This is a genomic window from Pelosinus propionicus DSM 13327 (assembly GCF_900114615.1).
GTDB classification, from domain to species: domain Bacteria; phylum Bacillota; class Negativicutes; order DSM-13327; family DSM-13327; genus Pelosinus; species Pelosinus propionicus.
Map to the genome: position 1 here is coordinate 136676 of NZ_FOTS01000005.1, position 26792 is coordinate 163467.

Sequence of the window (26792 nt, forward strand, 5' to 3'; positions counted from 1 at the left end):
TATGTGTTTAGCTGTACCAGGAAAGATTCTAGCGAGGCAGGATATGCTAGCTACGATTGAAGTAGGGGGTGTGACGCGAAAGGTGAGTGTTATGCTTTTGCCTGATGCTCAGGTAGGAGATTTTGTATTAATGCATGCAGGATTTGCAGTTCAGGTTATAGACGAAGAAGAAGCGCAGAAAACCTTGGCCTTATTCAAGGAGTTGGAGCAATATGCTGAGCATGACAAATGAAGGCGTAAAAAAAACAGCAGCTTTTTTCACTAGAGAGATTGAAAGATTATCTAAAGGGAGATCTCTTCGTTTAATGGAAGTATGCGGTACTCACACTGTGTCGATTTTTAAATCCGGTATTCGTCAGCTGCTGCCAGAACATGTAGAACTGGTTAGCGGTCCAGGGTGCCCTGTGTGTGTGACGCCAAATGAATATTTAGACACTGCAATTGCTTATAGCAGAAAATCTGATGTTATGATTACGACATTTGGGGATATGCTAAAAGTACCAGGATCTTCTTCTACGTTAGCTCAAGAAAAAGCACAAGGCTCTGATATCCGTATTGTTTATTCATCCCTGGAAGCCTTGGAATTTGCTGAAAAAAATCCTGATAAAAAAGTGATTTTTCTGGCAGTCGGTTTTGAAACAACGGCTCCTACTGCAGCTGCAGCCATTTTAATGGCGAGTGAGGCACGTTGTACTAATTTTTATGTATTATCAGCTCATAAATTAGTACCTCCTGCTCTCAGGTCATTGCTGGCATCAGGGGAAAGTCATGTAGATGGCTTTTTACTGCCTGGTCATGTCAGTGCTATTATTGGGCTGCAGCCATATGAGTTTTTAAGTACGGAGTATCATATTCCAGGGGTTGTGGCGGGTTTCGAACCATTAGATATTTTGCAATCCGTTTATATGCTTATACAGCAGGTTCATGATCAGACAGCAAGGTTGGAGAATCAGTACAGCCGTATTGTGCCAAAAGTCGGAAATCCGTCCGCCTGTGCTATTTTGTCTCAAGTATATCAGCAGTCAGATGCTGTATGGCGGGGACTTGGCAAAATTCCTGATTCAGGAATGTCCATTCGTGCAAAATATCAGGCATTTGATGCTCTTTTGAACATACCTATAGTAGTAGAGGAGACAAAAGAAGCCAGTCATTGTCAGTGTGGAAAAGTACTGCGCGGACTGCTTCTGCCGTCAGCCTGTCTTTTATTTGGAAAAGCTTGTAGACCTGAACATCCCATTGGATCGTGTATGGTGTCTGTAGAAGGTACTTGTGCAGCATGGTATAAGTACGGAGCAGGGAGGTGGCAGGTGTGAGTAATAAACGTATTCAGCTGGCTCATGGCAGCGGCGGGAAATTAAGCCATGATTTAATAAAAGATATAATGTGGCCTGCTTTTGCTAATGAGATCCTAGGTGAAATGAATGATGGGGCTCAGCTTCATATTAATGGGTGTCGTCTGGCGTTTTCTACCGATTCTTATGTAGTAAAACCTTTATTTTTCCCTGGCGGAGATATTGGCAAGCTGGCAGTATGCGGCACAGTAAATGACATAGCAATGAATGGCGCTCTCCCTTCGTATTTAAGTGCTGGTTTTGTACTGGAAGAAGGCTTTCCTATTTCTGATTTACAGCGCATTGTTGCCTCCATGCAGCAAGCTGCCACAGAAGCTGGAGTCTATATTGTAACCGGAGATACGAAAGTCGTTGAAAAAGGAGCAGTAGATGGTATTTATATCAATACTGCTGGGATTGGCAAGATTATGGATGGTATTCATATTTCAGGGAAAAATGCTTTACCTGGCCAGAATATTATTTTGAGTGGTTATCTAGGTGAGCATTCCTTAGCGGTAATGGGAGAACGTCATGGTTTACATTTTCCTCAAAGTGTACGCAGTGATTGTGCACCGCTTAATAGTTTGGTAGAGGCGATGCTGACAGCGGTGCCTAAGATTGCTGTCTTGCGAGATCCAACACGGGGAGGACTTGCCACGACTCTAAATGAGATTGCTTTGCAATCGGGGGTTGGTATTATGTTAGAGGAAATGGATATTCCAATATCTTCAGCTGTTCAAGCGGCATGTGATATCTTAGGTTTTGATCCGCTGTATTTAGCGAATGAGGGAAAAGTGATTGTTTTTGTGGAGCAGGAATCGACAAATCAAGTATTGGATATTATGAAACAACATGTTTACGGAAGTGAAGCACGAGTAATAGGCAAAGTCGTGAAGGAAGCTCGTGGACAGGTTGGCTTACGTACCAGGATTGGCGGCGTTCGATTACTGGATATGCTGGTAGGTGATCAATTGCCGCGCATATGTTGAATAAGCTATAGGAGGTGATTCCTATCAACCTAGGTTATGGTCTTAAATTAGAATTGAACCAAAAGTTAATGATGACACCTGAACTGCGGCAGGCAATCGCCATTTTGCAGCTTTCTGCCTTAGAATTGTCAGATATGATCGAACAGGAAATTATGGAAAATCCTGTATTAGAGATAGCGGAAAAAGAAGCTGATGATCCTGAAGTAGATCCTGTACCCGAAAGTCCAAAAGAGCAGCTGGATGATTACTTGAACTGGGATGATTACTTTAATCAAGGAATCGATAAGAAGTCGGAGTATATGGTAGTTGATGATGAAAAAACTACTGTAGAAAAGTTTGTCAAAAATAATATTTCATTGCATGAACACTTGGAATTCCAATTGCATCTGGCAGTACGCGATGAGACTGCTAAACAAATTGGACATTATCTGATTGGCTGCATTGATGAAAATGGGTACTTATGTGGTACTCTGTCAGAAGCTGCAGAGATTTTTGGAACAAGTGAAGATAAGGTTTTAGAAGTTCTTAACCTGATCCAGACTTTTGACCCCATGGGTGTAGGGGCACGAGATTTAAAAGAATGCTTATTGCTGCAGTGTCAGCAAAAAGGCACTTATACTACAATAGTGGAAGATATTATTTGTCATTATTTGCCGGAAGTGGCAGCGGGGAAATATAAAGCAATTGCGGAAAAACTGAACTGCAGCCCTCAGGAAATACAACAAGCGGTAGATGTGATTCGTACTTTTGACCCGAAGCCGGGTCGCGCATTTGGAAATGACCAGTGCAGTTATATTGTGGCAGATATGACTGTGGAAAGAGTCAATGACAAGTACGTGATTACTGTAAATGACACGAGTGTTCCTAAATTGACGATTAATCCTTACTATCGTCGTGTGGCGATGGAAGCTGACAGCGAGTCCAAAAAATTTATCGAAGGCCGTTTAAACTCTGCTGTTTGGCTGATTAAGAGTATTGAACAGCGCCGTCGCACTTTATACAATGTGATGGAAGCGATTATTGAGCTGCAGCAGGACTTTTTTGATAAAGGCGCAAAATTCTTACGTCCTTTGGTTATGAAGAAAGTAGCTGAAAAGATAGAGGTTCATGAATCTACTGTGAGCCGTGCAATTGCTAATAAATATGTAGATACTCCTCATGGGGTTGTCAGTTTACGCAGCTTTTTTTCGACAGCTGTACAAAGTAGTGATGGCAGCCAAGATGTATCAGCTACGAAGGTAAAGCAAAAAATTAAAGAGTTAATTAATTCAGAAGATTCTTCTGATCCTTTTAGTGATCAGGCACTATCTGAAATTCTTTGCCAGCATGGAATGAAAATTTCTAGGCGGACTGTAGCGAAATATCGAGAGGAACAGAATATCCCTTCATCAGCAAAACGTAAACGGTATTGAAATAATAAGAGGCGTAACGCGTAGTTACGTCTCTATCTTTTATCTGTATTATCTGTGCCTCTGCGGTTGATTTATCTTCTTGCCAGATTATGAAAATGGCAATGATTGTATGTAGTGAGAAAAGAATGTATACTATACGTTAGATATTGTAGTTTATAAGCGGTTATTTTGCACCTTTGATGCACACAAGGGAGGGGAAGATATGGTAGTAGAGTGGGAGATGGCGATTCGATTATTACTGGCCAGTTTTCTGGGCGGTTTTATTGGCTATGAACGGGAATCACATCATAAAGCAGCAGGACTTCGGACGCATATTTTAGTGTCCATTGGTTCTTGTTTAATTATGATCTTGTCAATTAAAATCTATGCATCCGTACAAGGATATACAAATGCTGATCCTACTCGGCTGGCAGCCCAGGTAGTCAGTGGCATTGGTTTTCTAGGAGCAGGTAGTATTATGAAAGAAGGAGCTACCGTTAAAGGATTAACAACAGCAGCCAGCTTGTGGGTGGTATCCGGTGTGGGACTAGCTGTAGGCAGCGGATATTATATGGGAGCCTTCATGACGACGGGCTTTGTATTTTTGACATTAAGTATTTTATCTCGTATTGAAAAAAAGGATCATCACTCTCTTATGGAATTGGCGATTACAACGATAGATACACCTGGGCAAATCGGAAAAATTGCTTCGGTTCTAGGGGTATCTGGCATTCAAATTCGAAATGTAGATGTTCGGGAGCAAAAAGAATTGCTTAAAATAGTCTTTACAGTATATATTCCTAAGGAAGTAGAACACAATCAGGTGACAGTTGGTCTTTTAAATATTTCTGGGATTACTAATGTAGCATTTGATGCATGATGGATATGATCATGAATGGGGGTAATGGGTTGTGAATTACAATTTGTTGCTGAATATATTAAAAGCAGAGGTATTGCCAACAGTGGGGAGTCCGGATGCTGGGGCAATTGCTTTGGCTGCTGCTTATGCCAGTGAGACATTGGGGGGAAGATTTGACAGCATTTCCATCAGCGTGAATGCAAAGGTGTATACAGATGCTGCAGCCATTCCCGGTACAAAGGAAGCAAATTTGGAGGTTGCAGCAGTACTTGGAGCCATCAAAAGACAACCAGAAAAGCAACTATCTATATTAGCGAGTATAACAGACGAAGAGCTGGATCAGGGAAAAAACGCATTAAAACAAAAAGACGTTACTATTTCCATTGACGATAGCAAGAACGGTTTATGGATTGAGGCATATCTTAGATTCGGCCACGAAGAGTGTCATGTTATTATCAAAGATACACATACGAATGTAGTCAGCATTACAAAAAATGGACAATTTATTTTTAAACAAGATGCGAGTGGGGAGACTGCAAAAGAACGTGCTGTTTTTCAAGGGGATGAAATACGCATTGCAGATATGATTTCTATTGTTGAAAAGATGCCTTGGTATGAGATGGAATTTCTGCTGGATGGTGTGGAAATGAATTGTTTCGCCGCAGAAATTGGCATTGCAAAAAAAATGGGCCTGGGTATTGGAGCATTCTTTCACTCCCTAATAGCCGAAGGTGTACTATCAGATGACATTGTCAATTATGCAAAGATGCTGACAGTCGCTGCTGCTGATGCCTACTTGTCTGGTGAAAGTATTAAGATTATGAGCTGCGCAGGCAGTGCAAACTATGGAATAGCAGCAATTCTTCCTGTGTATGCTGCAGGTAAAAAAATAGGCGTTTCCAAAGAACAACTAGCTAGGGCCATTGCGATTAGTCTTGGGATTACTATTTATATAAAAGTTCGTACCGATCATTTGCCAACTTTATACGGTTGTCCGGTGGCGGCTGTATCAGGTGCCAGTGCTGCTATTACATGGCTGAGGAATGGTGATGGCAGAATGATTGCAAATTCCATGAAAAATGTGTTTGGTAACTTGACAGGAATGATTGGTCATAATAGTACAAAATGTGGGATAAATTTGTCTATAGCAGCTGCTGTTGCAGTAGAGAGCTCTCTAATGGCCCAGTATCATATTGCTGTTCCGCTCCATAATGGAATGACTGATAGCACAATTGAACAGATGATTAAGAATTTGGCACAATAGGCAGATAAAATATATGGTTATAGTAATCAGGAATGCCTCTTCTATACAAAAAGTATGAATGAACATACAATTTGGTATAGTAAGAGGCATTCCTATGTAAATGCATGATTTACTAGTAAAAAAACATATATATGGATCGTTAGGGCAAAAAAACTAGATCTGGCTAGAGATCAATATTTTTTCGCTTGATTAAATATAACAAAATATTACAAAAAAATACCATGGTAAAATATTCAATAAATGGTATAATTAGAATGTGCAACAAATTTTCCTTAAAATTCGATTGCGGAGGCGCTAATTGAAATGAGGAAAATGTCATATCCTCAATGTATAAGGGGCAATTTTATGCTTCATGGAATGTTTATGTCTATTTTGAAAAATTATCATGTTGTATATCTATAATTGTCTGATAATTCCATTTATTTTGTTAAGAATATACTAAGAAAAGCAAATTATATTAGTATACCGACAAAATATAAAAGAATTTGTGAATGAAAGTATTATATCGTATAAATAAAATCTAAGGAGGGCTAACGAAAAATAAAATAGTTTTGGACTAGAGATAAAGAAAAGTCCATTTATTCCCCTATATATAAGTTATATATAAGGGCATAAATGGATATCTTTTTTGTCCCTAAGTTCTTTTAAGTACCGATTCGCAAAAAAAATAAAGCTAATTAATCTTATTTATTTCCTTCATGGTGATGATTCTTCTAGCTGTATGATTTTAAGTTAAGCACAATATTCAAATGTTTATTATATAGAATTTCTTCAAGTAGAAGCTTTAGGAGGGGTACTATGGACTGGTATGTGCTGCGTACTTTATGTGGAAAAGAAGAAGTAGTGTTATCAATTTTGAAAAAGATGGAAGTATTTTCAGATTTTGAAGTTTTTTGTCCAAAAAGGAGAATCGGATGGCGAAAAAGTGGACAGGTTGTCAGCATCATTAGACCTTTATTTGAAGGCTACCTATTCGTATCAGTAAATAATAGAGACATTGGTAAATTTGACCGCTTGTTGCGTGCTTATAAAATTAATGTAGTGAGACTAGTTAGGAGCGCAGGATCGTTAGTCCCTATATCCTATCAAGAACGAAAATTACTTCAGGGGCTAATGGATTATGGAAAAATCGTTGAAGTAAGCAAAATTGAAAAAACAGAAGAAAAAATAAAAGTGATTGATGGACCATTATTGGGTTTTGAGCATATGATTAAAAAGTTTTCTAGCAGGAACCGGCGCATTACTGTAGAGGTCCCAATCTTAGAAGAAAAAAAGATAATAGAGTTGGAAGGTGTTTTGATCAATGCTAAAAATGAGGGCGTCTGATAGCACTGTTGCACCTTGATGAAAGTGATATGATGCAACTGGATAATTGTATAAATCCCAGCTGTAAATTAGGAGGCTAGCTATGCGTACTTTTTTTATTGATCGCCCGAATTTTGCCATTGTTTTATCATTGTTTATTGTAATTGTTGGCTTAATTGCAGCTTTTCATTTGCCTATTTCTCAATATCCTCAGATTGTGCCTCCGAGGGTTAATGTCAATACGAGCTATTCTGGTGCAAATTCGGAAGTAGTGGAACAGTCAATTGCTCAACTGCTTGAACAGCAGATTAATGGAGTACAAGATATGGTAGAAATGCAATCTACCAGTCAGGATAACGGATATTATTCGCTAAATGTAAAATTTGAATTAGGTAAAAATGAGGATATGGCATTAGTGCAAATCCAAAATGCAGTAGCCCAGACCAATGCAAATATGCCACAAGAAGCTCAGCAAAATGGAATCATTGCCCGCAAAGTAACACCGGATACAATTTTATATTTTGTGTTGTGGTCCCCAAGCGGAACTTATGATCGCGTATTTATGAAAAATTATGCTACGATTAATATTAATGACGAGATCAGACGCATAAAAGGTGTAGGGAATGTCAACGAATATGGTGCTGATTTTGGAATGCGAATTTGGCTGCAGCCAGACAAAATGGCACAACTGGCAATCACAACAAATGATGTATACGATGCTATTCAGAAACAGAATGTGCAGGCACCAGCAGGGACTATTGGTCAAGCACCTTATATTCCAGGGCAAGAATATCAGTATACTGGTCGAGTAAAAGGAAGATTAACAGACGAAAAAGAATTTGAAAACATCATTCTTCGAGCTACATCAGATGGCTCTCTGATACGACTTAGTGATGTCAGTAAGATTCAATTAGGTGGCAGGCATTATGCATATTCCAGTGATTTTAATGGTAAAGATGCAGTGTTGTTCGGCATACAGTTGACTCCCGATGCGAATGCCTTTGAGACAGTCGCTCAAGTAAAGAAAGTCATTAAGCACGCACAGGCGCAGTTTCCTTCTGATTTACAATGCAATATTGGTGTTGATAACACTAGTTATGTGGATGAATCCTTAAGAGAAGTACTTAAAACTTTTGGAGGATCGATTTTACTAGTACTTGTCATTGTATTTATATTCTTGGGCAGCTGGAGGGCAACTCTCATTCCGATGCTGGCGATTCCTGTTTCGTTAATTGGAACGTTTGGTGCATTCTTGCTGCTAGGTTTTTCTATTAATACGCTCACTTTGTTTGCAATGGTCTTGGCTGTAGGATTAGTAGTAGATGATGCGATTGTTGTAGTTGAAGCAGTCGAGCGGCATATCCGTTATAACAGATTGTCTCCCAGAGAAGCGACAAAACAAGCAATGGGCGAAGTGACCAGACCGGTTATCGCGATTGCTTTTGTACTGGCAGCTGTATTTATTCCTGTTGCTTTTATGGGAGGAACAGTAGGAGTATTATACAAACAATTTGCTTTAACGATTGTAGTGTCGATGCTGCTATCGGCTTTTGTGGCACTTACTACGACGCCAGCACTTTGTGCAATGCTACTAAGACCGTATAATCCTAAGGATTATACGGGGCCATTAGGGATAGCATTAGAAAGATTTAATGCTTGGTTTGAACGGATACTTAAAAAATATGAGATTGGTGTTGGATGGGCTATTCAAAAAATACGCCTCTGTATGATGCTCCTAGCAGTTATGATCATTATGATTGCTATGTTAATTCATATACTACCTTCTTCTTTTGTGCCAGGTGAAGATCAGGGAAATTATATTGTGGCTATAAATTTGCCAGAAGGGGCAACTATGAATCGTACAAGGGAGGTAGCCAATAAAGCGTGTGAAACCCTTGCAAATATACCTGGTGTTGAGTCTACTACAGTATTTACTGGATATGATGTATTGGCTGATGCTGGTAAACCAAACGCTGCAGCAGTCTTTGTTTTGTTAAAACCTTGGTCTGAGCGACAAAAACCAGAATTGCAGATAGAAAATCAGATACGCTCTGCCTTTATTAATACAAGTCAGATTTCTGAAGCAACAATATTGGTTTTTGAGCCGCCTACACTTCCAGGAGTAGGTACCTATGGCGGATTTACGTTTATGCTTCAGGATAAGACAGGCGGCAGCATTGAGAAGCTAGACGATATTTCCCGACAGTTCATAGGTGCAGCTAGTAAGAGACCTGAGATTGGACTGGTATATTCTACTTTTCGAACAGATACTCCCGGTTATCGTTTTGAAGTGGATCGTGAGAAGACGATGAAATTGGGAATACAGATAAAGGACGTATTTAATGCATTGCAAACCTTTCTAAGCGGTTTAGAGGTTAATGATTTTAATCGATTTGGGCGTACTTATAAGGTGGTTATACAGGCAGAAGCACAATATCGAAGTAGTGTGGATTCCATGCGGTTCTTATTCTTACGCAGTGCCGCAGGAGAGATGATTCCTCTTAATACGCTGTTAAAAACAGTACCGATTAATGCGCCAACTGTTATTAAAAGATTTAACGGTTTTAGAGCAGTACAGATTGGGGGAAATCCTGCTCCTGGTTATAGTTCTGGACAAGCTATGGCTGCATTGGAAGAAGTAGCAGCTCAAGTACTGCCACCGGGTTTTAGTTATGAATGGGCTGAGCAAAGTAGGGATGAAAAAATTGCTGGTGAGCGCGCTCCTATGATATTTATTTTTTCACTGTTATTTGTGTTTCTTTGCTTGATAGCACTTTATGAAAGCTGGATTGTACCTTTCGCAGTTCTTTTATCAGTGCCTACAGCTGTTTTTGGATCGTTCCTGTTTCAATTCTTAAGAAATCTTGAAAATAATATTTATATGCAAATTGGGCTGGTAATGCTCATTGGACTAACTGCAAAAAACGCGATATTAATTGTGGAATTTGCTAAAGTTAGGGTGGATCATGGCATGGACCCTGTTCATGCGGCAATTGAGGCGGCAAAGCTTCGATTACGCCCTATAGTAATGACTTCAATGGCTTTTATACTTGGATGTATACCTCTGGCAGTTGCTACTGGTGCCGGCGCTGGTGCCCGTATTTCTATGGGTACTTCGGTAATAGGAGGGATGCTTATGGCTACAATTATAGGTATTTTTATTATTCCAGTGTTATACGTGACTGTTGAACGATTAGCGGAGAAGGTGATAGGCAAGAAGCAAAAAAAACAAGACCAATCTATTCCGATGGGTTAATGTAAGAGAAGAAAGAGTAGCTGAATTCTCTGATGAGCTTGAAAGAAATAGTTAAGAAAAAACAGAGCTATTGGAAGGGAGAAGAATAATTGAGAAAATCCAAGATATTTATGTTTTCAGGTCAAGGATCGCAGTATTATCATATGGGCAGGGAACTATATGAAACGAATATAACTTTTCAGCATTGGATGCCTAAAATGAATCAGATCATACAGAAAAATGCTGGAATTAACATTCTAGAAGAAATATACAACCCAGCAAAACATAAATCTACAGAATTTGATAAGCTATCCTACACGCATCCTGCTATTTTTATGGTGGAATATTCCTTAGCGCGAGTATGCATAGAAAATGGGATAGAACCGGACTATGTGCTAGGAGCAAGCTTAGGAGAATTTGTTTCAGCAGCGATTACCGGTATATTATCATTGGAAGAAGCGTTAGAATACCTCTTGATTCAATCTGCATTAATCCAAAGTGATTGCCAGCCAGGTAGTATGACAGCGATTGTTGATAAGCTTGAATTATATAAACAAATTTCAGTTATTCATGATTATTTTGAGCTTGCTGCAATCAATTATTCTTCCCATTTTATTATATCCGGCAATTATCGTGATGAATGGATATCTGTAGAATCATATTTAAAGAGCGAGGGAATTATGTTTCAGACACTCCCTGTAAGGTATGGTTTTCATTCTGCCAATATTGAACCGATAGCGAGAGAATATAAGAAAAAGTTAAGTAATTTAACATTCAAGCATTCTCAGATACCTTTTATATCATGTGTATCAGCTGGAAAAATTGAGGATATTGATGCAGAGCATTTTTGGAATGTACTTCGACAGCCGATCAATTTTCAAAAAACGATACAAAGGCTTGAAATAGAAAATCAGTTTTCGTATATTGACTTAGGTCCATCTGGAACATTAGCTAATTTTGTAAAAAGAAATCTGGCTTCTGGCTCGGAGTCAAATGTTTATACGATTTTAACTCCTTTTGGACAGGACGCCAAGAAACTACAAAGAGTAATAGAATCACTCAATTAAATTATGAAAGGGGTTTATTTTGCATGATTACATATGTTTTTCCTGGTCAGGGCTCCCAGAGTAAAGGAATGGGGGGATCGCTTTTTGATGAATTTAAGGAATTGGCAGAAAAAGCAGATGAGATCTTGGGTTATTCAATTAAGCAGCTTTGTCTAGAAGATACAGATTCAAAATTAGGTGAGACACAATATACTCAGCCTGCTTTGTATGTAGTGAATGCATTAGGTTATCTTAAAAAAGTTCAGGATACAGGAAAAGAACCCGATTATGTCGCTGGCCATAGCTTGGGGGAATATAATGCCTTATTTGCTGCAGGAGCATTTGATTTTACAACTGGATTAAAACTTGTACAAAAGAGAGGTCAACTTATGAGCCGCGCTGTTGGAGGCGGCATGGGAGCAGTGATTGGTCTAAATGAAGAACAAATATCTGATGCTTTAAAGAAAAATAATATGCTGACCATCGATATTGCAAATTATAATTCACCTACGCAGATTGTAATTTCTGGATTAAGAAAAGAGATTGAAGATGCACAGCCGGTTTTTGAAGGAATGAAAGATGTACAAATGTTCCTTTTACTGAAGACAAGCGGTGCGTTTCATTCTCGCTATATGCAGGAAGCCAGAAGGGAATTTGAAATATTCTTGCAGGACTTTACATTCTCTGAGCTGCACATCCCCGTAATTTCAAATGTTTATGCCAGACCTTACAAGCAATTCGCTGTTAAGCAGAATTTAATTGAACAAATCACTCAACCGGTTAAATGGACTGAAAGTATTCGCTACCTGATGGGATTTGGAGAAATGGAATTTGTAGAGATTGGCTCTGGTAATGTCTTAACAGGATTGATTAGACGAATTAAAAGAGAAGCGCAGCCATTACTACTTACAGATATTGAATGCAAGAATGATGTGAAAAAAGATGATCTTTCTATACCGCCAGAGAGAGCATCTTTTTTAATTGAGACAGAAACAGTCAAGATTCATAATCAGAAAGGCAATCCAGAAACAGCAAAAGGAAATAATAGAACATTCGAGGGAATATCCTCATCATCGTTGGGAAGTGCAGCGTTTAAGAAAGACTATAATATTCAATATCCCTATATAACTGGTGCAATGTATCGGGGAATCGCTTCAAAAGAAATGGTAATAAAAATGGGTAAGGCAAAAATGATGGGGTTTCTTGGAACTGGCGGTTTAAACGTATCGCAAATTGAAGCAGCAATCCAATATATTCAAAAAGAGCTTTCCGAAGGGCAGGCCTACGGAATGAATTTGCTCCATAATCCAATTGATCCAAATAAAGAAGAAGAAATCGTAGATCTTTATTTGTTGCATGGTGTAAAAACGTTGGAAGCAGCGGCTTTTATCAGTATTACTCCAGCCTTAGTTAAATATCGGGCCAAAGGAATGAGGCGAAATACCCAGGGCGAAGTTATTGCACTCAACAGGATCATTGCTAAAGTATCGCGGCCGGAAGTGGCAGAAGCGTTCTTTAGTCCTGCTCCGGAACGGATTGTTGCGAAACTGCTGGCAGAAAAGAAAATTACAGAGGAAGAAGCGGATCTGTTAAAGGTCATTCCTATGGCGGATGATATTTGTGCCGAAGCAGATTCGGCAGGCCATACAGATGGAGGAGTAGCTTCTGCTTTAATACCGGCAATGATTACGCTGCGCGATCAAATGATGAGAAAATATCAATACCAGAAAAAAGTACGAGTTGGCGCAGCTGGGGGTATTGGAACTCCTGAGGCTGCAGCTGCAGCTTTTATTATGGGAGCAGATTTTATTGTGACGGGTTCCATTAATCAATGCACAGTGGAGGCATCTACAAGCAATAATGTAAAAGACTTGCTGCAGCAGATGAATGTTCAGGATACGGATTATGCGCCTGCAGGAGATATGTTTGAACTGGGTGCCAAAATTCAGGTATTAAAAAAAGGACTATTCTTTCCGATAAGGGCAAATAAATTGTATGAATTGTATCGGAGGTATAATTCATTGGATGAGATTGATGAAAAAACTAAGGTACAGATACAGGAGAAATATTTTAAAAAAAGTTTTAGCGATGTATATCAAGATATCAAATCCTTTTATCCTACTGAAGAAATTGAAAAAGCAGAGCGAAATCCTAAACACAAAATGGCTCTAATTTTTCGGTGGTATTTTGGTTATAGTACTCGACTGGCTTTAGGAGGAAGTGAGGAAAATAAAGTTGACTATCAAATACATTGCGGACCTGCTCTTGGGGCATTCAATCAATGGGTTAAAGGAACCGATTTAGAAGATTGGAAGAAGAGACACGTCGATGTGATTGCAGTAAAATTAATGAATGAGACTGTAGAATTATTAAATCAGCGTTATAAGAAATTCTTGGAGAATTGTAATTAATAAATGGTATCGTAATGCCATCTTAACGAAGGAAAAGAGAGTAGAAGAATAAGAGGAGGTTCTTTTTATGATACGCTGTGAAAAATGTATAATGCCTGAAACAAATCCCCACATTGTATTAGATGAAAAAGGGGTATGTAATATCTGCAATCAGCAGCAAGACAGAAAGGATGAGGATACCAGCAGCCAAGACAAAAATTTTGAAATGTTAAAAGCTAAAATCGAAAAGTCTAGATCGAAAAATACTGGAAAGTACGATTGTGCGGTGGGACTTTCTGGCGGTAAGGATAGTACTATGACCTTATACCTGGCTAAAAAAGAATTAGGATTGAACCCATTGGCAATTTTTATTGATAATGGGTTTGCTCTTGAAGAAATGTACTATAATATACAGAATGTTACCAGTAAATTGGGAGTAGATCTTATTGTCTATAAGCCAGGTGAAATTAAAAATTTCTTAATTTATCTCTTGAAATCGAAGAAGCCTATATATTATTGCAGGCCCTGTCATGAATTACTTGATGTGTATGTCAGGGATATAGCATCCAAACACGGGATAAATTTAATACTAGGAGGATACACCAAGGGACAGGAATATGCTAAGAATACGGAGTTATACTGGTTATTTGATATATCCGATAAGAGCATTCATGATGAACTTAGCAAAGAGCCTGCCTTTAAAGGCATTTTATCTATTTTAGATGACCATGCGCTATATCTATATGAGACGTTTGAATCCATGGTTCAAATAAACCCTTTTCAATATATGAAATATGATGATGAAAGCATAATTAAATTTCTTACCCGGGAATTTAATGTCCGATTTCCTAAGAAGAGTTGGCCGGCAGATTCAACAAATTGCTTTTTTAACTACGTGTCTCAGCACTTAGCAGTAAAAAACTTTGGCTATTCACAGCATGAGACTGAACTAAGCACTCTCATCCGCAAAGGTGAATTGAGCAGAGAGAGGGCACTTCATATTATTAATGCACCAATTCCCATGGAATATGTTGAGGATGCCCTTAACAGACTTGGCTTAAAATATGAGGACGTAATATAAGGACTTTTTTGCAGTTATAACCTGCCTGGCTGAAAGCCGGCAGGTTATAACTGTTTTTTAAACACGTAGATAGTACGAAATGACGATCAGTCAAAGAAAATCGATTGAGGAGAGGGATCATATGGGTAATGACGGTAAATTCAGCTGCTATATTATTGGTGACGGGGCATTACTTACTGCTTGCGGGGAACTCATAATTGATTCCGGTCATGATATTTACGGAGTTATTTCTTCCAATCCTTCCATTCGGGAATGGGCTGAAGACAAAGGAATAACATGTGCAGATCATGACAGTGATTATGCGGATTTCTTAAAACAAAAGCCTTTTGATTATTTATTTAGCATCGTTTATCTTAGCCTAATACCCAGAAACGTACTTGCATTGCCGCAAAAAATGGCGATAAATTTTCATGATGCATTATTGCCTGAATATGCGGGGATACACGCGACTTCTTGGGCTATCCTGAATCAGGAGAAACAGCATGGAATCACCTGGCATGAAATGGTCTCTGCGGTTGATAAAGGAAATATTCTAAAACAAATGATAATACCAGTTGAAGAGGGGGAGACAGCACATTCTTTAAATGTGAAATGTTATAAGGCGGGGGTGGAATCGTTTAGGGATCTGGCAGAGGAGCTGGCTAAGGGGAGCTATTCACTAACCTTTCAAGATTTAAATCGTCGAATGTATTATGGAAAATATCAGCATCCTCCTGCCGGATGTGTTTTATCATGGGACTCTTCTGCTGAGGAAATGGATGCAGCCGTAAGAGCTCTGCAATTCGGAAAATATCAGAATCAACTTGGAATTGCCAAGTTGGCAGTGAATGATGAGTATATTATTGTTGACCAGATTATTGCTACCAAAAATAAATCAGATGCAAAGCCTGGAACGATTGTTGCTATTACAGATTTGAGCTTTACAGTGGCGACGGTAAGCAATGATATTGAGATATGTTCAGTCAGATCTATCCATGGAGCACAATTGTCAATTTTTAATTTTATAAAACAATATAATTTAAACATTGGGAGCGTATTGCCTAAAATTGATAAGAAAACAAGTACGAAAATTACAGCATTGCATAAGAAAATAAGCCGATTTGAAGACTATTGGATTAAAAAAATGTCAAAAATGGATGCTGCTATCTGGCCAGGTGCTATTCAAAATGCGGAGGGCATAGATAGCCTTCATAATTCCTTCGTAGATTTTACAATAGCAGAAGGGTTTATCACTTATGCAGAGCAGGATTACGGCAGTCGATTGGCAAGTTGTTTAGCTGCCATTAGTACGTTTTTATCCAAAGAATGCAAGACAAACAGTGTTCAAATTTTTCTTGGATACCAGGAATTAAGAGCCGATATTCAAGGAGTGGATACGCTGTTTGCTGTCCATGTGCCCATGGAGTTGGAATTGAATGATACTTTTACTTTTAGGGATATTTGTGATAATGCAAGGGCAGAAATACAATCTGTAAAGGAGCATAAGACATTTCTTCATGATCTTATTGTTCGAACTCCTCAACTGAAGGCGAATTCTGCTGTATATGAAAAAAAATTGCTGTCATTCACAGTGGAATATGTAAAAGATCTTACGGATTATTCTCAGCAGGCCTGCAATCGATACGGCATTTCATTACTTGTGCCAGAGAAGGGCAATACTTGGCGGATTGTTTTCAATGAGGCGCTGTTAGCAACAACAAAAGCTGTTAATGGTACGAATCGGCTTGCAGCATGTATGGCGCGGGCTGCTGCCACGCCAGATGCTCCCATAAGTAAATTGACTACCTTGACAGATGCTGAATTTCACAAAGCAATATATGAGAGAAATCATACAGTTGCTGAATATCCAAGAGACAAGTGCATGCATGAATTATTTAAAGAGAGAGTTAAGCAATCACCGGAAAAAATTGCCGTACTTTGCAGGGATGAAAGTCTGACGTATATGGAATTAGAAGAAAAAGCATCACGTCTTGCTGCCTTTTTAAATCGAGTCGGGGTAGGTAAAGGGACCTTGGTAGGGATTTTTATGGAACGATCACTGGATATGCTGGTGGGATTACTGGGCGTATTGAAAGCAGGAGGAACCTATGTGCCGATTGACCCCCTTTATCCTGGAGAAAGAATCTTGCACATGATTGAAGATGCAGATATTAAAATGATTCTAACACAGAATGAGATTAAGCATAAATTGCCTGGCAGTACTGCCAAGGTAATATGTCTAGATACAGACTGGGAGGAAATATCTAAGAATAGCGGCAAAAGCTCTTCGCGAAAATATTATTCTTATTCGAGTAAGACTGTCAGACCTGAGGATTTCGCATATGTTATTTTTACATCAGGTTCAACAGGAAGACCAAAAGGTGTGGAAATAACCCAGAGGGGATTGACAAATTTTCTTTGTGCGATGGCAAAGTGTCCAGGTTTTACAAAAGAAGACCGAATTTTGGCGTTAACGACAATCTGCTTTGATATTGCAGGTCTTGAATTATATTTGCCTCTTATTACTGGAGGGCAGGTTGAAATATTGCCTACAGAAATTGCCAGAGATGGATTTGCACTAAAAGAACGAGTTGAAAATGAATGGGCTACAGTTGTTCAGGCTACGCCTGCAACATGGGAAATGCTTTTAGAGGCTGGCTGGGATAAAAGAACGTCGATTAAGATTTTATGCGGCGGAGAAGCGTTAAGCAGACAATTAGCACAAAAGCTCTTAGAAAGAAGTAATGAAGTTTGGAATATGTATGGACCGACGGAAACGACAATTTGGTCTTCTGTTTCCAAAGTCAATCTGAGGGAAGAAATAACGATCGGGTATCCTATTGGAAATACTCAATTTTATATAGTAGATGAGCATCTAAATCCAGTACCTGATGGAGTGGAAGGGGAACTGTGTATTGGCGGTGACGGGTTGGCAAAAGGATATTTGAATCGTCCTGAATTGACTAGTGAGAAATTTATATTAAATCCATATGCCGCGGATTTACAATTGAAAATGTATAGAACTGGAGATTCTGCTAAATATTTGCCGGATGGCAGAGTAATTTGTTTAGGAAGAATCGATAATCAAGTGAAGTTGAGAGGATTCAGGATTGAGCTTGGTGAAATCGAGGCAGTCTTGCAAAAACAACTTGATGTCAAACAGGCTGTAGTCGTAATGAAAGAAGATACTACAGGATATAAAAGCTTAGCTGCATTTATGGTGCCAGATAAATTCACAGATCTTATTGCAGGAAGCAAGCTTAAAGAAGCAATGAGAGAATTCCTCCCCGATTATATGATTCCTGCTTCCTTTGTGTATCTGGAGATGCTACCCTTGACTCTTAATTTGAAAGTGGACAGAAAAGTGCTGACAGCAGTCCCTGACTTTCAGCTGATAGAAAAGTATGGCTATAAAGAAATAAATCATCTTATGAGCGTTACTATTAATGACAGTATAAAGACCATCGAAAGGAAAGAAAAGGATTCTAAGGCGGCAGCTCATTTTGCAGAGGACTTGACTAAGATCGATCATTGCAGGCGTAGTCAAAATTTCGGCTGAGAAGATTGATGCTGAAATTCCCATGGGTGAATATGGTTTTGATTCGATCCGGTTTACTGTGCTAAGTAAAAGAATTAAGGATGCATATAACATAGCTGTTACTCCTGCGCAATTTTATACTTATGAAACCGTTAATAAATTAATTGACTACATGTCAAGGAATTATGAAGAGGAGCTAAGCAGACATTATGGCAAAGAGTCGAAACAGATACAGGAGTCGCTTTCCCAAACTAAAGTTGAAGCAGTCGATTCAGCGCATGAAGCCGCTTTCGATCTTTTTTCACGAGATCTCACACAGCTTGTAGCAGGCGTAGTCAAAATTTCGGCTGAGGAGATTGATGCTGAAATTCCCATGGGTGAGTATGGTTTTGACTCGATCCGATTTACTGTGCTAAGCAAAAGAATTAAGGATACATATCATATCTCCGTCACTCCTGCACAATTTTATACCTATACGACCGTAAAGAAAGTAATTGAATTTCTTTGGCATACCTATAGAGATGAACTTCAAAAGTCGTATGGCAGCGTGTCTGCTGAAGTAAAGACAATTTCAGAGAAAAGTCAGCTTAAAAATCAGGAAACCAATCCTGTGGATGATTTCAACCAAACAAATATGGAATTCGATTCAGATCAGAGAAAATGGAAAAAAGAGCCCATAGCAATCATTGGTATAGGAGGTACATTTCCTCAATCCCCTGATTTGGATACTTTTTGGGATCATATTGTAAATAAGAGAGATTTGATTACACCAATACCTCGGGAGCGTTGGGATTCCAATCATTATTATGCTAAAATCGCAGAGGAAAAGAAGATTCCTTTTGCAAAGTGGGGAGGTTTTTTAGAAGATGTTGATAAATTTGATGCAGCATTTTTTAATATTTCACCCCGTGAGGCTGAGCAGATGGATCCCCAGCAGCGTATCTTTCTTGAAACAGTATGGAAAGCAATCGAGATTGCGGGCTATAAGGCATCAGAATTTTCTGGTACTAAAACAGGTGTATATGTTGGAGCTGTAAGCTCAGATTATTGGGATATGATGTTATGTTCCGGGCTTGAGGCTGATTCGTATACCATTTCAGGGAATATCAACTGTGTGATTGCAAACAGGGTTTCTTATTTATTGAATCTTCAAGGGGCCAGTGCAACCATTGATACCGCATGTTCAAGTTCTTTAGTAGCAATTCATAGGGCTGTGAACGCGCTGCAACATGGTGATTGCGATATGGCAATTGCTGGCGGCGTTAATGTAATATTGAATCCTTTCATGCATACTGCTCTGGGAATCAATGGGATGCTTAGTGTGGATGGGCGGTGCAAAACTTTTGACAGCCAGGCAAATGGCTATGTAAGAGGAGAAGGGGCAGGAGTACTCATTTTGAAGCCTCTCAGCAAAGCCATTAAGGATGGTGACAATATTCATGCAGTTATTAGGGGTTCTTCTGAAAACCATGGAGGACGGACAAATTCATTAACGGCTCCGAATCCTAATGCACAAGCCGATTTGCTTATCAATGCTTATAGTGAGGCACAAATCGATCCATCGACAGTAACCTATATTGAAGCCCATGGGACAGGGACTAGCTTGGGAGATCCAATTGAAATCAACGGCATAAAGATGGCCTTCGAAGAATTGGGTAAAAAGTGGGGAAGAATAGGAGCGGAAAAGTACTGCGGCCTTGGATCCGTAAAGAGCAATATAGGACATTTGGAAGCTGGTGCCGGTGTTGCAGGACTGCTAAAAATAGTACTAGCAATGCAAAAAGGCGTCCTGCCTGGAATGATTCATTTTAAGGAACAGAATCCGTACATCAACTTAGAAGAAACGCCGTTTTATATTGCAGCTGAAACACAGGAATGGGAACGGATAAGGGATAGTGCAGGGAAAACCGTACCAAGGAGAGCCGGTGTGAGTTCTTTTGGTTTTGGCGGCTCAAATGCACATGTTGTTCTAGAGGAATATTATAATACGAAAGCAAAAGCTGAAATAAACGATCAGATTCTCAATATTTTTCTGCTTTCTGCCAAGAGTGAGGACAGGCTTAGAGCATATGCTGGAGATATGCTTGCATTTTTAGAAGAATTTGCAGCACGTGAGGAAAAAGGAGAATGGATAGGGACTTTTTTTACTGATATGATGTATACCTTGCAGATGGGGCGCGAGGCTATGAATAAAAGACTTGCCATCGTTGCTGCTAATATAAGAGAGCTGACTGAGAAGCTAAGACAGTACTGTACCGATGAAAAAGGAATAACACAAGTCTATACAGGAGCCGGAGGAGTGGAAACAAAGAACATTTCAGCCCTGTTTGAAGGAAGCAGTGGTAAAGAATTTCTTGCAACAGTCATAAGGCAAAAGGAATATAAAAATTTGGCTCATCTTTGGGTCGGAGGAGCAGAGGTAGATTGGAGCTTGTTATATAGCAGCCATTCTAAGCCCATACGAATCAGCTTGCCAACATATCCTTTTGCCAGGGAGCGTCATTGGCTGCCTATCAATAAAAATGTATTGGTAAATAAATATGAAGTACAGTCAGGGCGGCTCCATCCTTTGCTGCATCAAAATACTTCTGACTTTTTTGAACAGCGTTTTAGTTCAGTCTTCTCAGGGAATGAATTTTTTCTTAAGGATCATGTTGTTAAGGGGCAGCGAGTGCTGCCGGGCGTTGCTTATCTTGAAATTGCTCATGCGGCAGTCGTATTGGCTTCAGGTATTCACGAAAAACAGAATAATATTAAAATCAAGAATGTAACTTGGATTCGTCCGATGATTGTGGGAGACAAAGAATTGCAAGTACAAATCAGACTCTTGCCGGAAGAAAATGGAGATATTCATTATGAAATATTTAGTCAGTCAGAGTTGGGCGGCACTGCAGCAATCGTACATAGTCAGGGGCGTGCTGTACTGAGTCCGGTTACCGAACCTCCCCCATTAGATCTGCAAGCCTTACAAAGACAATGCAGTCATGGCACTATTTCATCTGGTCAGTGCTATGACGCTTACAGGACTATGGGAATTGATTATGGGCCAGGGCATCAGGGCATCAAGGAAATCTATGTGGGAGAATATCAGGTTTTGGCAAAGCTCTCTATGCCATCGTATGTTCGTGATATACAGGAAGAGTTTATTATGCATCCCAGCATAATGGATTCAGCCTTACAAGCATCCATTGGCTTAATCATGAGCTATGGCGAAATAGAGCCTTCAAAACCAATTGTACCATTTGCCTTACAAGAGATTGAGATTTTTGGGAAATGTACATCTGCTATATGGGCTCATGTCCGTTATAGCAATGGAAGTAAACCAGACGATAAAATACAAAAATTAGATATTGATATATGTGATGAGCTGGGAGGTATTTGTGTACGATTAAAGGGCTTCTCCGCCAGAGGAATGGAGAAAGATACGATTCAGAAAGAATCAGCAGCGGTTCTGGAAACGCTGCTGTTCCATCCCAGCTGGATAGTAAAAGATGTCAATGCAGAAGCTGCTTTCCCGAATGATATGCAGCAGATCGTAATCTTTTGTGAACCGGTTGAAATGGTTAAGGAAAAAATCAAGAGAAATATGAACAGCAATCGTTACCTTATTTTACAGTCGAATCAGGAGCAGGTGGAGGAGCGGTTCCAATCCTATGTATTTCAAGTATTTGATGAAATTCAAAATGTACTTAGAAGCAAACCTGGACACAATGTTTTAATTCAACTTGTTGTTTCAATACAAGATGAGAAGCAGATCTTTTCTGCACTTTTTGCCTTACTAAAAACAGCTCAGCTTGAAAATCCCAAGGTATGGGGGCAATTGATTGAAGTGGAATTAGGGGAGTCTTGGGATAGACTTTCGGAAAAGCTGGCAGAGAATAGTCGCTGCCCGATGGATAGGAGAATTCAATATTTGAATGGCAAACGCCGGGTTGCTGTTTGGAGGGAAATAGAAAGCTCCCTGGAGGTTTTACCCATTCCATGGAAAGAGCAGGGAATCTATTTGATCACAGGAGGTGCGGGAGGTCTAGGGTTACTATTTACTCAAGAGATAGTACAGCAAGTTAAGAATCCGGTCATTATTTTAACGGGCCGATCTGCCCTTAACGAAGAAAAGCGTGAAAAACTGAAGAGATTGATGGAATTGGGGGCTAAGATCGAATACAGGCAGGCCGACATAACGGATAAGAAAACGGTTATCAGATTGATCCAAAGCATTCAGGAGCAATTTGGTGATCTTCATGGCATTATTCATGCTGCAGGAGTAATCCGGGATAATTTTATTATAAAAAAGACGAAAGAAGAAATACAGGAAGTTTTGGCTCCGAAGGTTTCAGGGCTGGTGTATCTGGATCACGCCACTAGAAATATGAAGCTGGATTTTTTCATTCTGTTTTCCTCTATATCAGGAAGTCTGGGTAATGTGGGACAGGCTGATTACGCTGTGGCCAATGACTTTATGAATGCATATGCCGGATATCGTAATGGTCTGGCAGCAGCAAAACAGCGGCAGGGTCAGACGCTTGCCATCAATTGGCCTTTATGGCAAGAGGGCGGGATGAATGTTAACGAAGCAATCGAAAAAATGATGCGGAATATGGGTATGGCCGCCATGCCTACTGCCAGCGGTCTAAGATTATTTTATTTAGGGTTGAATACAGATAAGGATCAAGTGCTGGTAATAACAGGCGAGCCAGGGCGAATACAGGAAAAACTGCTTTTAACAGCACAGTTCTCCCAGCCTGATAAAATCATTGCAGCATCAACTTTTACGGAAGCGGCTCATGCCAGTAATCTGCTGGACAGAATCCAATCCCTTTTAATACAAATGACATCCAAGCTGCTTAAGGTCAGGATGGAAGAAATAGATAGTAATACTGAATGGAATGAATATGGTTTTGATTCCATTACATTCACCGAATTTGCCAATCAGCTCAATCAAGAGTATAAACTTGAATTAACACCTGTTATATTTTTTGAATATCCAACTCTCCATCGTTTTGCTGAGTACTTGTTCGAAAGTTACCAGGCTGTATTTTCATCACAAATAGCAGGGCAAAAGGATACAGATTTTATTTCACCTAAAGACATTGATAATGGCAGTCAGCTAGAGAACATACAGATGATTTTGATCCAAGTCGTATCGAGCCTGCTCAAAGTTAGAGCCAATGATATTGACAGGAATACGGAATTAAATGAATATGGATTTGACTCTATTATGTATACTGAATTTGCGAATCTACTGAATCAGGAATATAAATTTGAATTAACTCCTGCTGTATTCTTCGAATATTCTACCATTCAGAGTTTTGCAGAATATCTCACTAAAGAGTATCGTACTCTGCTGGCATCACAATTTGCAGCAGCTGTGAATGCTGAACAAACCACGATATATGTGCCCGCAGAGGACCTGTATACGAAAAGTTATTCTCGATTTATAAGGACAATGCCCCTGGCGTTGGCCAAGGTAGATGAAAAAGAGCAGGAAGCCATTGCAATAATTGGTGTCAGTGGCATATTCCCCATGGCTAAAGATATAAACGAACTTTGGAAGAATCTTCTGGAGGATAAGGATTGTATTACAGAGATTCCTAAAAGTCGCTGGGATTGGCGGGAGTATTATGGTGATCCTGGGAAAGACATCAATAAGACTAACATTAAGTGGGGGGGATTTATTGATGGCATAGAGGAGTTTGACCCTTTATTCTTTGGAATTTCTCCACGAGAAGCTGAATTAATGGACCCGCAGCAGCGCCTATTAATGATTTATGCCTGGAAGGCAATTGAAGATGCCGGTTACTCGGCTCAAAGTCTTTCGGGAACGCAAACAGGAATTTTCGTAGGGACTGCAAGCTGCAGCGGCTATAGCGGCTTAGTATCGCTTTCTAATGCAGCACTTGAAGGATATTCTTCTACAGGTACGCTGCCGTCAGTAGGTCCGAATCGGATGAGTTATTTCTTAAATATCCATGGGCCCAGCGAACCCATTGAAACGGCTTGTTCAAGTTCCTTAGTAGCGATCCATCGTGCTGTAACTGCGATAGAAAATGGAGCCTGTGAGATGGCGATTGCCGGCGGCATTAATACAATGGTAACACCTGAGAATCATATCAGCTTTAATAAAGCAGGTATGCTCTCTGAGGATGGACGCTGCAAGACCTTCTCTGACCAAGCCAACGGTTATGTACGAGGCGAAGGAGTAGGAATGCTGTTTCTAAAGAAGCTAAAAGATGCAGAAGCAGCCGGAGACCATATTTATGGGATTGTTAAAGGAACTGCTGAGAATCATGGAGGGCACGCCAATTCTTTGACAGCTCCCAATCCCAAGGCACAGGCTAAGCTGCTGGAAACTGCATATACAAAAGCAGGAATTGATCCCAGGACCGTTACCTATATTGAAGCCCATGGAACGGGTACTGCGCTTGGCGATCCTATTGAAATCAATGGACTGAAAGCAGCTTTTAAGGAGTTGTACCAAGCAACAGGAGATGCTGCAGCGACAAGCAGGCATTGCGGTTTAGGTTCAGTGAAGACGAATATTGGTCATTTGGAGCTGGCAGCAGGAGTAGCAGGTGTGATCAAATTGCTGCTGCAGCTAAAATATAAAACTCTGGTGAAAAGTCTTCATTGCGATACGATAAATCCATATATACAGCTTACAGGCAGCCCGTTTTACATTGTGCAGGAGCAGACAGAATGGAAAGCTCTGCAGGACGCAGCAGGAAAAGAAATTCCAAGACGGGGCGGAGTGAGTTCCTTTGGCTTTGGAGGTGTCAATGCTCATGTGGTAATTGAGGAATATATCCCCAAAGAGCAGAACATCAATCCAATTCCGGTCAATGCCCAGAATCCGGTACTGATTGTATTGTCAGCCAAGAATGAAGAGCGGCTGAAAGAACAGGTCCAGCAGTTGTTGACCACGATAGAAGAACAGCATTTTGAGGATTATCACCTGGCTGATATAGCGTATACCCTTCAGGTAGGGCGAGAAGCTATGGAGGAACGCTTGGCAGTGATGGCGGAATCCATTGCACAACTTAAGGAAAATTTAAAAAGCTTTTTAAACGAGCCGGAAAATACTAAAGATGTATATCGCGGACAGGTCAAGCGTAATAAAGATACTGTCGCTGTTTTTACAGCTGATGAAGATTTTGAACAAATAATTGATGTTTGGGCAGCCAAAAGAAAGTATAGTAAGATTTTAAATTTATGGACGAAGGGACTGTCTTTTGACTGGAATAAGCTTTATGGTGAGGCAAAGCCTCGAAGAGTCAGTCTGCCTACATATCCATTTGCCAAGGAACGTTATTGGGTATCCAGTGGAACTAAATCTGCTTCTGGTTTAACAGCTGCAACCGTTCTGCATCCGCTGCTGCATCAAAATATCTCTGATTTTTCTGAACAGCGGTTTATCTCAAACTTTACGGGGCAAGAATTTTTTATAAATCATACTGCTGTGAGTGGTCATCGGTCTTTGACAGCAGTTGCTTATCTTGAAATAGCGCGAGCAGCAATCTCGCATTCGGCGGGATCTTTTTATAAAGACAGAAATGAGATACGGCTGAAAAATGTGGTTTGGGCTAGCCCGGATGCAATCGGCGAGCAGGGGATTCAGCTGTATATCGGACTTTGTCCTGAAGAGAATGGAGAAATTTCTTACGAAATTTATAGTGAGAATGAAAAGTCTGATGCAAAGCTGCAAGTTTACAGCCAGGGAAGTGCAGAATTATTTTCCGCTGAAGAATCGCCAGCATTAGATATTGGAGCATTGCAAAAGGAGTGCTGCCAGACTATCCTTACATCTGTTCAAATTTATGAGAGGTTAGAGGGTATCTATAAGGCAGAGTATAAAGGGATTGAAAAGGTGTACGCAGGAGTAGGACAAGCACTAGCAAAGCTGACTTTGCCTTCCTCTCTTGCAGATACACAGCATCAGTTTATCCTGCATCCCGTTTTACTGGACGCTGCTTTGCAGGCAGCAATGGTTCTAATGGCTGGATTTGATAATGAAAGCATGTATGCTCTCCTTGCGTTACAAGAAATCGGGATCCTTTGCCCGCCGGATCTTACAATGTGGGCTCTAATTCGTAATCCTAATGGCAGTGAAACCCAGGATGAATTTCCTGGGTTTGATATCAGCTTATTGAATGAACAAGGGAAGATTTGTATTCGGATGAAAGGCATCAAAATACAGGAGAATACAGAAAGGAAGCTATTGAAATGATGACATTTGAAGAAGTTTGGCAGGAGAAAACTTTGCCAAATCATGGGTCGGTTAAGATCAAAACACTGGTTTGTTTTCTGTCCAATGCAGATCACCAAAACAAAGCCGCAGAAACGATTCAAGCCCTTGATCCGCAAACAAGAATACTCTTTATCTCTCA

At 39.9% G+C, this 26792-nt stretch carries 11 protein-coding genes and 1 pseudogene; all 12 read left to right on the top strand.

The genetic code is table 11. The annotated features are described in order from the left end of the window. The first annotated feature begins 1 nt into the window (after position 1). The 12 genes and pseudogenes from BMZ99_RS04110 to BMZ99_RS04170 all read left to right on the top strand — a co-directional run bounded on the left by BMZ99_RS04110 (position 2) and on the right by BMZ99_RS04170 (position 26632). Positions 2 to 232 carry a HypC/HybG/HupF family hydrogenase formation chaperone gene (locus tag BMZ99_RS04110; protein WP_090933213.1) on the top strand — a complete coding sequence of 77 codons (231 nt, stop codon included), beginning with the start codon at positions 2 to 4 and terminating at the stop codon, positions 230 to 232. Beyond that, positions 213 to 1313: a hydrogenase formation protein HypD gene (hypD, locus tag BMZ99_RS04115; RefSeq protein WP_090933215.1), complete on the top strand. Its 1101-nt coding sequence runs from the start codon at positions 213 to 215 to the stop codon at positions 1311 to 1313. Before BMZ99_RS04110 ends, hypD begins: the two co-directional genes overlap by 20 nt. Next, positions 1310 to 2320 (top strand): hydrogenase expression/formation protein HypE, encoded by a 1011-nt coding sequence (gene hypE / locus BMZ99_RS04120; protein WP_090933217.1) that lies wholly within the window; start codon positions 1310 to 1312, stop codon positions 2318 to 2320. Before hypD ends, hypE begins: the two co-directional genes overlap by 4 nt. Before the next feature lie 14 nt (positions 2321 to 2334). Further along, positions 2335 to 3732, top strand: coding sequence for an RNA polymerase factor sigma-54 (rpoN, locus tag BMZ99_RS04125; protein ID WP_090933219.1), 1398 nt, complete (start codon positions 2335 to 2337; stop codon positions 3730 to 3732). 202 nt (positions 3733 to 3934) lie between these two features. Then, positions 3935 to 4591, top strand: coding sequence for an MgtC/SapB family protein (locus tag BMZ99_RS04130; protein WP_090933221.1), 657 nt, complete (start codon positions 3935 to 3937; stop codon positions 4589 to 4591). 31 nt (positions 4592 to 4622) lie between these two features. After that, positions 4623 to 5834 (top strand): L-serine ammonia-lyase, iron-sulfur-dependent, subunit alpha, encoded by a 1212-nt coding sequence (locus BMZ99_RS04135; RefSeq protein ID WP_090933223.1) that lies wholly within the window; start codon positions 4623 to 4625, stop codon positions 5832 to 5834. A 798-nt stretch (positions 5835 to 6632) separates the two neighbouring features. Next, positions 6633 to 7160 (top strand): transcription termination/antitermination NusG family protein, encoded by a 528-nt coding sequence (locus BMZ99_RS04140; protein WP_090933225.1) that lies wholly within the window; start codon positions 6633 to 6635, stop codon positions 7158 to 7160. Positions 7161 to 7242: 82 nt separating this feature from the next. Then, on the top strand, positions 7243 to 10395 hold the full coding sequence (locus BMZ99_RS04145; protein ID WP_090933227.1) for an efflux RND transporter permease subunit: 3153 nt from the start codon (positions 7243 to 7245) through the stop codon (positions 10393 to 10395). A gap of 89 nt (positions 10396 to 10484) precedes the next feature. Continuing rightward, the gene (locus BMZ99_RS04150; RefSeq protein WP_090933229.1) at positions 10485 to 11441 is read left to right on the top strand and encodes an acyltransferase domain-containing protein; all 957 of its coding nucleotides are present in this window, start codon (positions 10485 to 10487) and stop codon (positions 11439 to 11441) included. A 23-nt stretch (positions 11442 to 11464) separates the two neighbouring features. Then, complete coding sequence (gene fabD / locus BMZ99_RS04155) at positions 11465 to 13831, top strand: ACP S-malonyltransferase (protein ID WP_090933231.1); 2367 nt, start codon at positions 11465 to 11467, stop codon at positions 13829 to 13831. A 67-nt stretch (positions 13832 to 13898) separates the two neighbouring features. Then, positions 13899 to 14891, top strand: coding sequence for a phosphoadenosine phosphosulfate reductase domain-containing protein (locus tag BMZ99_RS04160; protein ID WP_090933233.1), 993 nt, complete (start codon positions 13899 to 13901; stop codon positions 14889 to 14891). 121 nt (positions 14892 to 15012) lie between these two features. Continuing rightward, positions 15013 to 26632, top strand: a pseudogene (locus tag BMZ99_RS04170) (amino acid adenylation domain-containing protein). Positions 26633 to 26792 lie beyond the last annotated feature (160 nt).